The following is a 14,772-nucleotide window of genomic DNA, read 5'->3' on the forward strand; positions in this document are numbered from 1 at the left end:
AGCGTGCGCGGATCTGTAGGAAAAAGGACAAGAGGACATGCCTCCCAAGAAGAAGAAGATCGCCGGAATCATCAAGCTCCAGATCCAGGCGGGCCAGGCCAACCCGGCGCCGCCCGTGGGGCCGGCGCTTGGTCAGCACGGCGTGAACATCATGGAGTTCTGCAAGGCGTACAACGCCGCGACCGAATCGCAGCGCGGCAACGTGGTGCCGGTCGAGATCTTCGTGTACGAAGACCGCTCGTTCGACTTCAAGCTCAAGACCCCGCCGGCCGCCAAGCTGCTGCTCAAGGCCGCAGGTCTGCAGAAGGGTTCGGGTGAGCCGCACGTCAACAAGGTCGGCAAGGTGACCATGGACCAGGTCCGCGAGATCGCCAAGACCAAGACCGAGGACCTCAACGCCAACGACATCGAGGCGGCCGCCAAGATCATCGCCGGCACCGCGCGTTCGATGGGCATCACGGTCGAGGGCTGAATCCCTCATCCGAGAGACCGATACCTGAAACACCCCGTGGGAGGGCCGCGCTCGGCCCACTAACCACTAACTCCCGCCGATACGGCGGGGAGAAGGAACAGAGCACATGAGCAAGAAGAGCAAGGCCTACCAGGCCGCCGCCGAGAAGATCGACCGCGACAAGCTGTACAGCCCGCTGGAGGCTGTGACGCTTGCGAAGGACACGTCTTCGAAGAACACCGACGCCACCGTCGAGGTCGCCATGCGACTGGGCGTCGACCCCCGCAAGGCCGACCAGATGGTCCGCGGCACCGTCAACCTGCCGAACGGCACCGGTAAGACCGCCCGCGTCATCGTCTTCGCCGCCGGTGACAAGGCCACCGAGGCGGCTGCGGCCGGTGCGGACGAGGTCGGCGCCGAGGACCTGATCGAGAAGATCCAGGGCGGGTGGCTCGACTTCGACGCCGCGATCGCGACGCCGGACCAGATGGCCAAGGTCGGCCGTATCGCGCGAGTCCTCGGACCGCGCGGCCTGATGCCGAACCCGAAGACCGGCACCGTGACCACCGATGTCACCAAGGCCGTCAACGACATCAAGGGCGGCAAGATCAGCTTCCGCGTCGACAAGGCCGCGAACCTGCACTTCGTCATCGGCAAGGCGTCGTTCGACGCCGCCAAGCTGGCCGAGAACTACGGCGCCGCGTACGACGAGATCATGCGCGCCAAGCCGTCGGCCGCCAAGGGCCGCTACCTGAAGAAGGTCACCGTCTCGACCAACACCGGCCCGGGCATCCAGGTCGATCCCGCGGTCTCGCGCAACTTCACCGAAGAGGCCTGATCCTCAGCAGAGCCTGAGAAAAGGGGGCACCGCCGATCGGCGGTGCCCCCTTTTCTCGTCATCGGGCGCGGCGATACTCCTGACGCGGACGGCCGGTTCCGCCGTATTGCAGTGACATCCGGAGCGCGCCGCAGTCGACCAGGGCTGCGAGATGGCGCCGAGCGGTCGCCGCGGAGACTCCCACTCGGGCCGACACGTCGTCGGCGAAGAGCACCGAGTCCGGGCCGAACAGGTCGAGTATGCGCTGCTCGGTCGGTGAGGGGTTGTCGTTGCGCTTGGCGGTGGCAGGCTTCCCGAAGCGCAGCGCTCCGAGCGCTGAGTCGACGGCAGACTGATCGACGTCCGCGGAGTCCAGTACACGGCGGTACTGGATGTATCCGGCGAGGCGGCGCGCGAGGTCGGCGTCGGCGAAGGGCTTGATCAGGTAGCTCAGCGCGCCGGCGCGCATCGCCGACCGGACAGCGGCTGAATCGGTCTCCGCGCCGACGACGAAGCAGTCGCGATCGAGTTCGCCGATCAGGTCGATCCCCGAGCCGTCCGGCAGGTACACGTCGAGCAGCACCAGTTCGATCTCGGGGTGGTCGGCCAGTGCCGTACGCGCCGCCGCGATGGAGCCCGCGCGAGCGACCACGCGGAAGCCCTGCACCGCGGCGACGATCGCGGAGTGCAGGGCGGCGACCCGGAAGTCGTCGTCGACCACGAGCACCCCGTAGTCGGTCTCAGTCATCAGATTCATCCTCCGCTGTCTGCTCTGTGGTCTGCTCGGTCGCGATCACGCCGGGAAGGCCGGCCACCAGCACCGCGCCGTGACCTGATTCGCGGCCTCCAGGGTCCGCGACGCGCACTTCGCCGCCGATCCGTCGCGCCAACTGTCGCACGATCGACATCCCCATCCCGCGGCCGCCAGGGACCGCGCCTGTCTTGGTGGTGATCCCTTCGGCGAAGATCTGCTCGGGATCGGAGAAGGGGATGCCCGCGCCGGAGTCGGCGACGGTCACCCACAGCACCTCGCCGGGGCCGTCGTACGAGTCGGTGAGTATCTCGACCTCCACCTCAGCGTCGGTTGAGCCCGCGGCCGCCTCGATGGCGTTGTCGAGCAGGTTTCCGACCACGGCGGTGACGGTGACCGGATCGGTCAGGCTTCCGGTGACCCAGGTCTGGTCGCCGAGACGGAGGGAGACGCCGTGTTCGCGGGCGTGCGCCGCCTTCGCCTCGAGGAACGCGTGGAGGTGGGGTTCGGTGACGTTCTCGATGCCGTCGAGTCCGCCGCTCGCGCCGGTTCCGGTCAGTTCGTCGAGATAGTCGAGGGCGTCGTCGACATGCCCGTGCCGCAGGAGTCCGGCGAGCACGTGCATCCGATTCGCGGTCTCGTGTCGCTGGGCGCGGAGAGCAGTGCTCATCACCTGGATGGAGTCGTTCTCGCGCGCCAGTGCTTCGAAGTCGGTGCGGTCGATCACCGACACCACCGTGCCGAGGTCCTGCCCTTCGGTGATGATGCGGTGCGACGAGACCAGGACGATCCGGTCGCCGACAGTGGCGGCGATGGGATCTGGCGTCGGAGTGGACACGACTCGGCGAACCCGCGGCGTGAGGCCGATGCCGTCGACCGGGCGCCCCACCGGGTGGTGGAGGGACAGGAGTTCGCATGCGGTCTCGTTGGCCACACGCACCACGCCGGTCGCGTCGACGGCCAGCACGCCGTCCGACAAGGAGTGGAGTACGGCACCCTGGTTCCGGACGAGTTCGGCGAGTTGGTCGGGCTGCAATCCGAGGGTGAGGCGCTGCCAGCGCCGAGCGAGAAGGATCGATCCGATTGTGCCGATCGCCATGGCGCCGAGCGCGATCCAGACGGTGGTCAGGATGTCGCGGCGGGACTCGCCGGCGAGTTGACCGGTGGAGACGCCCACGCTCACCAATCCGATCACCTGTCCGCCGGCGCCACGGATGGGCACCTTGCCGCGGACGGATTCGCCGAGCGTGCCGCGGTCGGTCGTCAGGTCAGTCTTGCCGCTCAGAACGCGGTCGGCGTCGGTGGAGACGTGCTTGCCCAGCTCCACAGGGTCAGGATGGGCCAATCGCACGCCGTCGGCGTTCGCGATCACGATGAACAGTGCGGAGGTCGCGCGACGGACCGCTTCTGCCTGGCGCTGGACCGGTCCGTCGACCAAGTCTGTCGCCGGCAGCGACGTGCCCTGGTGGCTGCCGACGCCGGCGACCACGTCGGGGTCGACGGCGACGGTCTCGGCGATCGCGAGCGCCCGCTGCCCGTACTCTTCGCGAACCCGGTCGTCGGCCCCGGAGATCACCGCGCCGAAGCCGACGCCGAGGCTGACCGCGATGACGACCAACTGCAGCAGCAGCACCTGAGTTCGCAACCGCATGGCGACAGCCTAGTGTCGCGATACCGCGTGCCACCGGGTCACAGCGGGATCGCGCCGATCAATCCGCCGACGACGAGCATCGCGAGCGAGACCAGTGCGGCGCGCCAGAGGACCTGCTTGTGATGGTCGGCGAGGCTCACTCCGGCGAGAGCGACCAGCAGCAGGATCGCCGGGACCAGCGGGCTCTGCATGTGGAAGGGCTGGCCGGTGATCGACGCCCGAGCCATCTCGGTCGGATCGATGCCGTATTCGGCCGCGGTCTTCGACAGAACCGGCAGCACGCCGAAGTAGAACGCATCGTTGCTCATCAGGAAGGTGAGCGGGATCGACAGGACGCCGATCACCACGGCCATATGCGGTCCCATCCAGGAGGGGATGCCGTCCGCGAGCCACCGAGCGATCGCGTCGACCATTCCGGTGCCGCTGAACACGCCGGTGAGCACGGCGGCCGTCAGCACCATGGCGACTACCGAGACGATGCTCGAACTGTGCCGGGTGATCGCCTCCTGCTGATCCTTCAGATGCGGGAAGTTCACTGCGAGGGCGATCGCGGCCGCGATCATGAAGAGAACCGGGATCGCGATGATGTCGGCGCCGAGCACGGCCAGCAGCGCCACCGTCAGCGCCGCGTTGACCCAGAACAGCTTGGGACGAAGAGTGGTCCGGGTGGGATCGAGGACGCCGGTGAGCGCCGAGTCTCCGTCGTTCGCGTCGTCCGAACCCCACGAGGAATCGGCTGCCGGCGTTCCGACAGCTTCGGCGGCGGTGATCGAGGCAGAGCCGCCGGTAGGCATGTCGTCGCGTCCGGCCCCGCGCGATGAGGCGAGCACCGATTCCCGGATCTCGATCCGCCCGATGCGGCGGCGCTCCAGCACACCGAGGTGGAATGCGAACGCGAAGACCACCAGCATGCCCGCCGCCAGCGCCGGAAGCATCGGCAGGAACACCGCGTTCGTATCGATCTTGAGGGCGGTCGCGGCGCGGGCGGTGGGGCCGCCCCAAGGCAGGATGTTCATCGTGCCGTTCGCGAGACCGGCGACCACGGTGAGCACGACCGGGGAGACGCCGAGCTTCAAGTACAGCGGGAGCAGCGCGGCGGTGGTGATGATGAACGTCGTCGATCCGTCACCGTCGAGGGAGACGACGGCTGCGAGAGCCGCCGTGCCGACCACCAGGCGAGCGGGATCGTTGCGTACCAGTCGGACGATGAAGCGCACGATGGGGTCGAAGAGCCCGACGTCGATCATGAGTCCGAAGAAGATGATCGCGAAGAACAGCATCGCGGCGGTGGGGGCGAGGTCGGCGATGCCGTCCTTGATCATGTCGCTGACCCCGAGTCCGGCACCGGCGAACAGGGCGAACGCGACCGGGACGAGAATGAGCGCGACCACCGGTGTCGCGCGTTTGGTGATGATCAGGAACATGAAGGTGGCGACCATCGCCAACCCGAGCGCTACCAACATTGCGTGCTCCTTCGTGCCGTGAAGTTCCGGAAGGTCGTGTGACCCGCCACTTGAGCACTCTGGTCGTAACGTGAATCACAGTCGAGGTTGTGTGCGTTAGTCGCCTTTCGCGCATTGTGCGCAGGGCCCGTACAGCGCCGGCGTCTAACGCGTGGGCCTGTGGACAGCGGCCTGGGAGACGTCACGGTGCCCCGATAGCCTGTGACTCATGCGCGACGACAAACTGCTCACCCGGATCGGCGGTCTCCTGCGGCAGGCGGAGGGCACGGACAACGAGCACGAGGCGGAGGCGTTCATGGCGGCCGCTCAGCGGCTCGCGACGGCGGCCTCGATCGATCTCGCGATGGCCCGGGCGCACGATCCCGCAGCCAGGAAGGCCGCCGCGCCGATCACCCGGCAGATCGAGATCGGCAAGGCGGGCAAGCGGGGACTGCGGACATACGTGCAGTTGTTCGTGCAGATCGCACAGGCCAATGATGTGACATGCGACGTGGCGTCCAATTCCACCTTCGTGATCGCTTACGGCTTCGAGACCGACATCGACGCCTGCGAGGCGCTGTACACGTCGCTGGTGATTCAGATGGTGGCCGCGAGCGATGCGTACCTGAAGTCGGGGGCGTACAAGGGGGAGACTGCCAGGCAGATGGTCACCAAGACCGCGGGCTACCGCCGTCGACGTGTGGTCGAGGAGAAGGCGCTCTCGCCGATCACCGCCCGGCTCAACTTCCAATCGGCGTTCGCGGCACGGATCGGCACCCGGCTCCGCGCGGCGCGCGACGAACAGCAGCGGGAGACGGTGCGCATCGAGACCGAGAGCGGCCCGGCGCGCTCGGTCTCCTCGGCGGTCGCGCTGCGGGACAAACAATTGGAGATCAAGGACTTCTACCGCTCCGAATCGAAGGCCCGCGGAACGTGGCGTGCGAGCAGTGCCACGGCCGGGTACTCTTCGGCCGCGCGCCAGGCCGGCGACCGTGCCGGCCGGCGCGCGCGCATCGGCGCCGACCGGGAGTTCGGTGCGCCGCGCGGCGCGCTCGAATCGTGAGCCGCGACCAGACGCGCCGACGGCTGTACGACGCTGAGCGCCTGGTGTTGCGGATGTTCGAGCGGGCGGGCGGCGCGCATACGGTGCAGCTCGCCGGCACCGAACTGACGTTGCCCGCGGAGGCGAGGTTCGGTTCGGTGGACGACGTCTCCGCGTACGCCCGGCGCGTTCTGGCCCTGCCGTCGGTTCGGGCGGAGTTCACTCGGGCGATCGTCCCGGTCCGGGTTCGGACGAGACGAGGCGAACGTGCCGCGCACTACGAGCGGGCGACCGCGACCATCGCCGTCCCGGACTCGGCCGGCGGTCGCTGGGCACTGCGGGAACTCGTCGTCCTGCACGAGTTGGCGCATCACTTGGACGAGGTGGGCGCTCCGGCCCATGGTCCGGCGTTCGTCGGAGCTCTGATCGGGCTCGTCGAGCGGGTCCTCGGGCCCGAGGCAGCGTTGGTCTACCGCGTCGTCTTCGGCGACAGCGGACTGTCGGCGCGCTAACCCCGCTGCGCGGTCGCGGCGACGATCGGCACCGGGGCGGCACCGAGCTCGCCGTCGGTCTGGAAGGTCAGGTAGCTGGGCTTCGCCGGGTCCAGGACCAGCTGCTGACGGCGCCCGCGGGCCTTGATCAGGTCGGGGACGATCGTCAGATAGCGCGGCAGGCTCGCCGCGTACACGTCCACCCGCAGCCGGTGGCCCGGGGCCAGGACCGCGTCCGTGGGCACGAGGTCGACGTCGATGCGGACCGGCTCGTCCGCGGGAACGGGCAGCCGGCGTGACCGCGTCAGGTAGTGGTACGCGTCGAGCAGCACGCCGTCGTCGGTGTAGGTGGACCGCGACGGGTCGAGCGCGCGGTTGGAGGCCGTGAGTGCGCCGTTGGTCAGCACGGTCGACGTCCCGTCGGGTGCGACGTCGTTGACCGTCACGGCCCAGATCCCCTCGTGCGCCGTCGTGGAGACGTTCAGACGCAGATTCATCTCGCCGGAGACCTGCGTCGGCCGGTCGACCGGCTCGCTGGTGAACGACAGGGCCGCCTCCTCCTGGAAGCGGGCATCGGTCGCGAAGCTGTCGCCGAGCACGATGGCGGCGCCCGCGGTCACCTGCGCGAGATCGCGGGAGACGAATCCGCGCAGGCTCGGCCGGATCCGCAGGGAGCGGCGCCGGGAGGCCGGTGAACTGCGCAGCGTGCCGTCGTGTTGCGCGTGCAGTGCGGTTCCGGTGGGCCCCTCGGTCAGGAACAGGCGCCGCGGTGCCACCTCCTGCCGGGGGAACGACGGTCCGCACGACCACGCGCCGCCCTGCTGTTCCAGGGTCACCGGTCCGTAGGCGTCGACTCCGTTCTCGACGCCCTTGAGCCAGCGGTCGAACCACGCCCGCTGGAGGACGTCGAGGCGGGGCGGTGCGAACGGGCGCTCGTGACCGAACCCCGGGTCGAGGTGGTAGCCGTCGGCGATGAGCGCCTGCTTGCGTCCGGGCTCCATCTGCAGCTTGGAGTAGACGCGCGTGGCACTGCGGCCGAAGAGATCGTGCCAGCCGCCGACCGTGAACGTGGGACACACGATGTTCTCGATCGCGGGATCGCGCTCGGCGAAGTACGGATCGTCGAAGATCCGGTCGTCTCGAGCGGTCAGGAAGCCCCACATCAGCGACGGCATCTCCGTGGCCGGAGACTTCACGCGCGCCGACAGCCACCGGTACGCGTCGCCGCGCAGCACGTCGGCGACGGCGGTGGCCGGGTTCGGCAGCCACTTGAGCCCGTTGACCAGTGCCAGCCACAGCGGGATGAAGGCCGACGGCATACCGCCGGTGATGTAGATGTCGCGGACCACGTCCTCGCTGCCCTCGACGGCGAAGACGGCTTTGAGTTCCTCGGGGCGGTGTCCCGCCGTCTGCAGGGAGTTGATGGCCGAATACGACCATCCGGTCATCCCGACGCCGTCGGCGTACCAGTCCTGAGCGCTGATCCAGTCGATCACCTCGAGGCTGTCCTGCTGTTCGCGGGAGCCGAGGATCTGCCATTTGCCGTGCGAGGTTCCGGTGCCCCGGACGTCCACCAGGACCTGTACGTACCCGGCGCGCACCAGATTCCGGTTGATGCCGAAGACGTCCCACAGCCCTTTGGAGAAGGTGCGCGTGATGCGCGTGGCGCCGGCGAGCGGCCCCTCGTCGGCGACCATCATCGCGCTGGCGGTCTGGACGGTCTTGCCGATCACGGGAGCGTGCAGTGCGTGGTCGAGCCCGTCCAGCACTGCCCGGTTATAGGGATTCATGTTGAGGATCGCCGGCAGGGGAGTGCGGATCGGCTGACCGAACCGATTCGCCGGCCGGACGAGCGTGGCGCGCAGGGTGACCCCGTCGCTCATGGTGAGACGAATGCTGCGGTCGATGTGAACGCGCGGATAGGGCTTCGGCCCGTCGACGGCTCGACGCCATTCGAGGCCGGCGACTCCGCCGGCGGCATCGCGGTAGTCGGGTGCCGGGATCAGAGCCGGACGTTCCTGCGGGACTGCGAATCCGCTCTGCCCGTCGGCCAGGCCGCCCAGGTCGTACTGAAGCGTCATTCTCACGTCCCCCTTTGCATTCGTCACAGTGCGGGCTGGAGTCGGCCCGAGCGCATCGGTGTGGCGTGAGTCACGCGGGCGTCCTCCCTAATCTAAAACGATGCACAGCCAGATCGTTAATCCGGGGTTGCCGAACCGGTGTGCTCGCTTGACCCGATCGTGACCGAGACAGCCGCCTCGAGCAGGATTCCGGCCGAGATCTGAACGGAGAGATCCCGTTCGGGGACGCTCGACGACTTGACTGCGCCGCCGATCCTCTGCGCCGCGGCGCCGGTCGCGTCCGGCAGACGCGCCGGCCTGTGCCAGTCCGGTCCGAAGACCGGCAGTCCCTGCGGGTCGGTGGCGCGGTTGTCCCACGCGGCCTGTGCCGCGGTGAGGACCAGTCCCGCCGCCGCTGAACGCAGTTCGCCGGCGCCCGCCGCCTCACGGGGAAGGTCTGTCGCGACCAGTGCGAGATAGCGGGCGAGGATGCCGGCGAAGAGGCCGCCGTCCCCGCCGCCGGCGCCGCGAATCACACCGTCGACGGTCATGCGGTCGCCGACTGCTCGCAGGATCCGGTCGATGCGGTCCAGGTGCACGGGTGAACCGGTGAGGCGAAAGGCCTCGGTCTCGGCACCGAGGGCGACGCCCTGGCAGTAGGTGAAGACCGTTGAGTCGAGCTCACGCGTGCCGTCCGGTCGGGACCACACGCCGTCGGCGATCAATCCCGACGGCAGGCGCAGTTCGCGTTCGATCCAATCGGCCATCTCCACGGCACGGTCGGGTCGGCCGGTGCGGGCCAGCAGAATCGCGGCCGGACCGTTGGCGGGGGTGTTGAAGAACGAGTCGGTGGTCCGCCAGGGGATTCCGCCGCCGAGTTCGGGTGACCACGCGTCGTGCATCCGGTCCCGCAGCGTGTGCAGCGCCCGGCGGTGCGATGTGCCCGCGGTGTCGTGCAGATGGCGACCGGCGCGTTCGAGAGCCAGGCCCAGCCACGCCATGTCGTCGTAGTAGGCATTGGTCCAGTGCGCGACGTTCCGCACCCAGATCCCGCGCAGCAGCGCCGCGGCGTCGTCGGCGCAGCGCCGGTCCTCCCGGTGGACGGCGCCGTCGACGAGCAGGTCCACCAGATGGGCCTGCCACCAGTAGTTCCATGACGCTGTCAGGCGCTCGCGCGAGAGCGGTCGTCCGGGCATCGGCCAGGCGACCCGGCCGATGCGGGTGAACGGCAGCCAGCCGCCGACCCGGCGCAGGTGGCGAGCGGCGATCGCGGATTGTGCGGCGGCGGCTCGGTCCTGTGCCTGCACCTCGGCCGATTTGGAATCGGGGCTCATGCCGGTTAGCCTATTAGCCGGTGCAATGAGTCCGACGAGGTCGGACACTTTGCGTCAGTTCAACCAGAGACCGTTGGTTGTCGGAAGTGTTTCCGATCGAAGGCCCGATGCGAGTCGGCGGCCCACGCAGGATGAACGTGGTGAGACCATCTCACGGCCTTCGTGCCGTGCTGTGCGCGCCCCGTGCCTCCTGCCCGGGGCGTTTTTCATTTCTCGCGGACCCCTCGTCGAGCGCCCCCGCCTCCCACCGCATTCTCTGGACAGAGGTGCCCCGGTACGCCGGGGCACGACGAATGTGACACGAGAGGAGGCGAAGTATGGCTAAGGCTGACAAGGTCTCTGCAGTTGCAGAGATCACCGAGCAGTTCAACGGTTCCACCGCTGCTGTGATCACGGAGTACCGCGGACTGACGGTGCCGCAGCTCCAGGAGCTGCGTCGCTCGCTCGGCGAAGGCGCTACCTACTCCGTCGCCAAGAACACCCTCGTCAAGCGCGCCGCTGCTGAGGCGGGCCTCGAGGGTCTCGACGACCTGTTCTCCGGTCCGACCGCGATCGCCTTCATCGAAGGTGAGCCGGTTGTGGCCGCCAAGGCGATCAAGACGTTCGCCAAGGACAACAAGAACCTGGTCATCAAGGGCGGCTTCATGGACGGCCGTGCGCTGTCCGTGGCGGAGATCGAGCAGATCGCCGACCTGGAGACCCGTGAGGTCCTGCTGGCAAAGCTGGCGGGCGCCATGAAGGGCAACTTGGCAAAGGCCGCAGGGCTGTTCACCCAGCCCGCATCGCAGGTCGCGCGGCTCGCCGCGGCCCTGCAGGAGAAGCAGGAAGCCGGCGGCGAAGCCGCGTAGCTCACTGCCCTCTCCACTTCGGCTCCGGCCGATCACCCATGAACCAGCCTGCGACGCAGGCGCCCCCGTTCCGGCGGGGATCTAACGGAAGGACGCCATCATGGCGAAGCTCACCGCTGACGAGCTCATCGAGCAGTTCAAGGAACTGACCCTGCTGGAGCTCAGCGATTTCGTGAAGAAGTTCGAAGAGGTCTTCGAGGTCACCGCTGCCGCTCCGGTCGCCGTCGCCGCCGCCGGTGCTCCGGCCGCCGCTGCCGAGGCCGCTGCCGAGCAGGACGAGTTCGACGTCGTTCTCGAGTCGGCCGGCGACAAGAAGATCCAGGTCATCAAGGTCGTCCGCGAGGTCGTCTCGGGCCTGGGCCTGAAGGAGGCCAAGGATCTCGTCGAGGGTGCCCCGAAGGCTCTCCTGGAGAAGGTCAGCAAGGAAGACGCCGAGGCTGCCAAGGCCAAGCTCGAAGAGGCCGGCGCTTCGATCTCGCTCAAGTGATCTGATCGACGATCACGAGATCGCCGCATAGGCGATCGCCGAGGCGGGGCTCGCAGGGATACCTGCGGGCCCCGCTTTCGTCGTTCTCTCAGGCGGTTGTCGAGACGGCCGAAGTGGCCGCCGGAGCGGCCGCTGAACGACCCCAGGGCGGGCGGTCTTCGCCCGAGGCGGGCCGGGGGCCGGGCCGGCATCGCGGGCCACTGAGGGGCCGCTGGGCACACTTTCCGCTGGTGTGACGGGTATCTCGCTTCAGATCGGCGTTCGCTTTGGACCACGCCGCTTCTTTGGGTATTCTCAGGCCACCAAGATGTTACTAGCGGGTACAGCAACTTCGGAGCAGAGTTCGGCTCCCGACTCCGAAGTGTGACTTGAACCTCTGGTGCGTTAGAGTGACCGCAGCCACAGCCGTCCCAGGTCGGTGGCTGCGAAGACTCTGTAGGGGGAGCGAGGCGCCTCGCCTCACCTACGTGGTACCTAGAAAGGTCTGGAGGAACACTGTGGGTGTTGAGGTCAAGGTCGAGGGACTGACGAAGTCGTTCGGCTCACAGAACATCTGGCGAGATGTCTCGCTGACGCTGCCCGCCGGAGAGGTCAACGCCCTGCTCGGTCCGTCCGGTACCGGTAAATCGGTCTTCCTCAAGACGCTGATCGGCCTGCTGCATCCCGAGCAGGGCTCGGTCATCATCGACGGCACCGACATCACCGAGTGCTCCGCCAAGGAACTCTACGAGATCCGCAAGCTGTTCGGTGTCCTGTTCCAGGACGGCGCCCTGTTCGGCTCGATGACGCTCTACGACAACATCGCCTTCCCGCTTCGTGAACACACGAAGAAGAAGGAAGACGAGATCCGCCGCATCGTCATGGAGAAGGTGGAGCTGGTCGGTCTCGCGGGCGCCGAGGGCAAGCTTCCCGGTGAGATCTCGGGCGGTATGCGCAAGCGCGCCGGCCTGGCCCGCGCACTGGTCCTGGACCCGGAGATCATCCTCTGCGACGAGCCGGACTCGGGTCTCGACCCGGTGCGAACCGCATACATCTCGCAGCTGCTGATCGACATCAACGCCGAGATCGACGCCACGATCCTCATCGTCACGCACAACATCAACATCGCCCGCACCATTCCGGACAACATCGGCATGCTGTTCCGCAAGGAACTCGTCATGTTCGGCCCGCGCGAGCAGCTGCTCACCTCGGAGCAGCCGGTGGTCAAGCAGTTCCTCTCCGGCGACCGGTTCGGTCCCATCGGCATGTCCGAGGAGAAGGACGAGGCGGTCGCGGCGGCGGAGGCGGCAATGCAGGCCGCGGGTATCTCCGGCGGCGGCACCAAGGACGACTTCTCTGAGATCATCGCGCAGGTGCAGCCGAACCCCGGCATGCCGGTGCGCAAGGCGGCCATCCGCCACCGCGCGAACGTGCTGGCCATGCTGCCCTCGCTGCCGGAGAACGCTCAGGCCGCGATCCGCGCGTCGATCGCCGAGGAGGACGAGCGCGCCGCGCAGTCCCCCGAGTCCGTTGCCACGCTCGTGGCCCTCGCCAACACCGACTTCAGCGACCCCGCGGCAGTACAGGCCGCGCAGGACCAGGCTGACACCCAGGTGATCGAACGTCCGACCGACGTTCTCGCCACCGCGGCTGACGATGCTCAGACGCAACCGATCGATACCGCTGCGATCGAGACCGCCGTCAACCAGTCTGATGGACAGGGGAGTACCCAGGCATGACGAGTGCCACCTCGCGTGGCGTCGACAAACTGGCGAAGGCCGGTGAGGGCGCGCTTGCCCAAACCGGCAATATCGTCCAGTTGTTCGTCGACGTCGCCCGCCAGCTTTTCGTGCGGCCTTTCCAGTTGCGCGAATTCATTCAGCAGGCCTGGTTCATCGCCAGCGTCACGATTCTGCCGACCGCGCTCATCGCGATTCCGTTCGGCGCCATCGTCTCGCTGCAGACCGGCTCGCTGATCAAGCAGCTCGGCGCCGAGTCGTACACGGGTGCGGCGTCGGTGCTCGTCGTCGTGCAGCAGGGATCGCCGCTGGTGACCTCGCTGCTCGTCGCGGGAGCCGCTGGCTCGGCGGTCGCGGCCGATCTCGGCTCACGGACCATCCGTGAGGAGATCGACGCCATGGAGGTGCTCGGCATCAACCCGGTCCAGCGGCTGGTGGTGCCGCGCGTGCTGGCGATGGTGCTCGTCGCAGTCCTGCTCAACGGCCTCGTCGCCGTGGTCGGCATCGGCGGTGGCTACTTCTTCAACGTGGTCGTGCAGGGCGGTACGCCGGGTGCGTACCTCGCCTCGTTCGGCGCGCTCGCTCAGTTGCCCGACCTCTACATCTCGACGCTGAAGGCAGTGATCTTCGGTGTGATCGCGGGTGTGGTCGCGGCCTACAAGGGCCTCAATCCGAAGGGCGGCCCGAAGGGCGTCGGTGACGCGGTGAACCAGTCCGTCGTCGTGACCTTCCTGCTGCTGTTCTTCGCCAACCTGATCATTACTGCGGTCTTCCTGCAGATCGTTCCGCCGAAGGTAGGTTAGTGATGACTCGTGGTGTGACGATCGCCAAGAGCCGGCCGGAGTACCTGCTCTACGAGACCCGCAAGCAGCTCGGGCGTCCGCTCAAGCTCCTCGACGGCGCCGGCGAGCAGATGTCGTTCTATGCGCGCACGCTCGCTTGGATCCCGCGGACCCTGGTGCACTACACCCGAGAGGTGATGCGCCTGCTGGCCGAGGTCGCCTTCGGTTCGGGAGGTCTGGCCGTCATCGGCGGCACGGTCGGCGTGATGGTCCTGATGTCGGGATTCACCGGCGTCGTGGTCGGTATGCAGGGCTACGCGGCCCTCGACCAGATCGGTTCGCAGGCACTGACCGGCTTCTTGTCGGCGTACGTGAACACCCGTGAGGTGGCACCCCTGGTGGCCGGTCTCGCATTGTCGGCGACGGTCGGCTGCGGCTTCACCGCTCAGCTCGGCGCCATGCGGATCTCCGAGGAGATCGACGCGCTCGAGGTGATGGCGGTGCCGTCGATTCCATTCCTCGTCAGCTCCCGGGTCATCGCCGGCTTCATCGCCGTGATCCCGCTGTACGTGCTCGGCCTGATGGCCGCCTACCTCGCCTCGCGCGTGGTGAACACGGTCTTCAACGGTCAGTCGACCGGTTCGTACGACCACTACTTCAATCTGTTCCTGCCACCCGTCGACGTCCTGTGGTCGTTCGGCAAGGTGCTGATATTCGCGTTCGTCATCATCATGATCCACTGCTACTACGGCTACTTCGCCAGCGGCGGGCCCGCCGGCGTGGGTGTGGCCGTCGGTCACGCCGTGCGAACGGCGCTGGTGCTGATCGCGGTGATGGACTTCTTCCTGGGCCTGGCGATCTGGGGTACGACCACGTCGATCCGAGTGGGAGGTTAGGA

14 protein-coding genes are annotated in these 14,772 nt (G+C 67.7%); 9 read left to right on the top strand and 5 right to left on the bottom strand.

Going from position 1 to position 14,772, the window contains the following annotated elements; genetic code table 11:
• Positions 1–37 precede the first annotated feature (37 nt).
• Positions 38–472, top strand: a complete 435-nt coding sequence (gene rplK / locus GSI01S_RS00850) for a 50S ribosomal protein L11 (protein ID WP_006894383.1) — start codon at positions 38–40, stop codon at positions 470–472.
• A gap of 106 nt (positions 473–578) precedes the next feature.
• The gene (rplA, locus tag GSI01S_RS00855; RefSeq protein ID WP_006894385.1) at positions 579–1,289 is read left to right on the top strand and encodes a 50S ribosomal protein L1; all 711 of its coding nucleotides are present in this window, start codon (positions 579–581) and stop codon (positions 1,287–1,289) included.
• Between the two features lie 58 nt (positions 1,290–1,347).
• Here the strand turns inward: rplA and GSI01S_RS00860 are convergent, their stop codons facing one another.
• The 3 genes from GSI01S_RS00860 to GSI01S_RS00870 are packed head-to-tail and all read right to left on the bottom strand — an operon-like array spanning position 1,348 to position 5,133.
• On the bottom strand, positions 1,348–2,016 hold the full coding sequence (locus GSI01S_RS00860; RefSeq protein ID WP_039866639.1) for a response regulator: 669 nt from the start codon (positions 2,014–2,016) through the stop codon (positions 1,348–1,350).
• Positions 2,009–3,670: a sensor histidine kinase gene (locus GSI01S_RS00865; RefSeq protein WP_006894388.1), complete on the bottom strand. Its 1,662-nt coding sequence runs from the start codon at positions 3,668–3,670 to the stop codon at positions 2,009–2,011. Before GSI01S_RS00865 ends, GSI01S_RS00860 begins: the two co-directional genes overlap by 8 nt.
• 38 nt (positions 3,671–3,708) lie before the next feature.
• The gene (locus tag GSI01S_RS00870) at positions 3,709–5,133 is read right to left on the bottom strand and encodes a CitMHS family transporter (protein WP_006894390.1); all 1,425 of its coding nucleotides are present in this window, start codon (positions 5,131–5,133) and stop codon (positions 3,709–3,711) included.
• Between the two features lie 208 nt (positions 5,134–5,341).
• Between GSI01S_RS00870 and GSI01S_RS00875 the strand changes: the two genes are divergently transcribed.
• Positions 5,342–6,175 (top strand): DUF2786 domain-containing protein, encoded by an 834-nt coding sequence (locus GSI01S_RS00875; protein WP_006894391.1) that lies wholly within the window; start codon positions 5,342–5,344, stop codon positions 6,173–6,175.
• Complete coding sequence (locus tag GSI01S_RS00880) at positions 6,169–6,666, top strand: TIGR04338 family metallohydrolase (protein WP_039866641.1); 498 nt, start codon at positions 6,169–6,171, stop codon at positions 6,664–6,666. Before GSI01S_RS00875 ends, GSI01S_RS00880 begins: the two co-directional genes overlap by 7 nt.
• Here GSI01S_RS00880 and GSI01S_RS00885 read toward each other — a convergent pair.
• Together GSI01S_RS00885 and GSI01S_RS00890 are read right to left on the bottom strand one after the other, a co-directional pair.
• Complete coding sequence (locus GSI01S_RS00885; protein ID WP_006894395.1) at positions 6,663–8,726, bottom strand: CocE/NonD family hydrolase; 2,064 nt, start codon at positions 8,724–8,726, stop codon at positions 6,663–6,665. The two genes, GSI01S_RS00880 and GSI01S_RS00885, sit on opposite strands and share 4 nt — an antisense overlap.
• Positions 8,727–8,842: 116 nt before the next feature.
• On the bottom strand, positions 8,843–10,039 hold the full coding sequence (locus tag GSI01S_RS00890; RefSeq protein ID WP_039866588.1) for a glycoside hydrolase family 76 protein: 1,197 nt from the start codon (positions 10,037–10,039) through the stop codon (positions 8,843–8,845).
• A 317-nt stretch (positions 10,040–10,356) separates the two neighbouring features.
• Here GSI01S_RS00890 and rplJ point away from each other — a divergent pair, with 317 nt between their 5' ends.
• The 5 genes from rplJ (at position 10,357) to GSI01S_RS00915 (ending at position 14,770) form a co-directional block, all read left to right on the top strand.
• Complete coding sequence (rplJ, locus tag GSI01S_RS00895; protein ID WP_006894397.1) at positions 10,357–10,887, top strand: 50S ribosomal protein L10; 531 nt, start codon at positions 10,357–10,359, stop codon at positions 10,885–10,887.
• Positions 10,888–10,987: 100 nt separating this feature from the next.
• Positions 10,988–11,374, top strand: coding sequence for a 50S ribosomal protein L7/L12 (gene rplL / locus GSI01S_RS00900; RefSeq protein ID WP_006894398.1), 387 nt, complete (start codon positions 10,988–10,990; stop codon positions 11,372–11,374).
• A gap of 497 nt (positions 11,375–11,871) precedes the next feature.
• Positions 11,872–13,092 carry an ABC transporter ATP-binding protein gene (locus GSI01S_RS00905; protein ID WP_006894399.1) on the top strand — a complete coding sequence of 407 codons (1,221 nt, stop codon included), beginning with the start codon at positions 11,872–11,874 and terminating at the stop codon, positions 13,090–13,092.
• Positions 13,089–13,895: an MlaE family ABC transporter permease gene (locus GSI01S_RS00910; protein WP_006894400.1), complete on the top strand. Its 807-nt coding sequence runs from the start codon at positions 13,089–13,091 to the stop codon at positions 13,893–13,895. The genes GSI01S_RS00905 and GSI01S_RS00910 overlap by 4 nt, the downstream gene beginning before the upstream one ends.
• A 2-nt stretch (positions 13,896–13,897) precedes the next feature.
• Positions 13,898–14,770, top strand: coding sequence for an MlaE family ABC transporter permease (locus GSI01S_RS00915; protein ID WP_039866591.1), 873 nt, complete (start codon positions 13,898–13,900; stop codon positions 14,768–14,770).
• Positions 14,771–14,772 lie beyond the last annotated feature (2 nt).

This window comes from Gordonia sihwensis NBRC 108236 (assembly GCF_000333035.1).
Lineage (GTDB): Bacteria > Actinomycetota > Actinomycetes > Mycobacteriales > Mycobacteriaceae > Gordonia > Gordonia sihwensis.

Excerpts from the sequence above, each read along its gene's own strand:
- rplK (WP_006894383.1), top strand. The coding sequence starts at position 38 with ATGCCTCCCAAGAAGAAGAAGATCGCCGGAATCATCAAGCTCCAGATC.
- rplA (WP_006894385.1), top strand. The coding sequence starts at position 579 with ATGAGCAAGAAGAGCAAGGCCTACCAGGCCGCCGCCGAGAAGATCGAC.
- GSI01S_RS00860 (WP_039866639.1), bottom strand. The coding sequence starts at position 2,016 with ATGACTGAGACCGACTACGGGGTGCTCGTGGTCGACGACGACTTCCGG.
- GSI01S_RS00865 (WP_006894388.1), bottom strand. The coding sequence starts at position 3,670 with ATGCGGTTGCGAACTCAGGTGCTGCTGCTGCAGTTGGTCGTCATCGCG.
- GSI01S_RS00870 (WP_006894390.1), bottom strand. The coding sequence starts at position 5,133 with ATGTTGGTAGCGCTCGGGTTGGCGATGGTCGCCACCTTCATGTTCCTG.
- GSI01S_RS00875 (WP_006894391.1), top strand. The coding sequence starts at position 5,342 with ATGCGCGACGACAAACTGCTCACCCGGATCGGCGGTCTCCTGCGGCAG.
- GSI01S_RS00885 (WP_006894395.1), bottom strand. The coding sequence starts at position 8,726 with ATGACGCTTCAGTACGACCTGGGCGGCCTGGCCGACGGGCAGAGCGGA.
- GSI01S_RS00890 (WP_039866588.1), bottom strand. The coding sequence starts at position 10,039 with ATGAGCCCCGATTCCAAATCGGCCGAGGTGCAGGCACAGGACCGAGCC.
- rplJ (WP_006894397.1), top strand. The coding sequence starts at position 10,357 with ATGGCTAAGGCTGACAAGGTCTCTGCAGTTGCAGAGATCACCGAGCAG.
- rplL (WP_006894398.1), top strand. The coding sequence starts at position 10,988 with ATGGCGAAGCTCACCGCTGACGAGCTCATCGAGCAGTTCAAGGAACTG.
- GSI01S_RS00910 (WP_006894400.1), top strand. The coding sequence starts at position 13,089 with ATGACGAGTGCCACCTCGCGTGGCGTCGACAAACTGGCGAAGGCCGGT.
- GSI01S_RS00915 (WP_039866591.1), top strand. The coding sequence starts at position 13,898 with ATGACTCGTGGTGTGACGATCGCCAAGAGCCGGCCGGAGTACCTGCTC.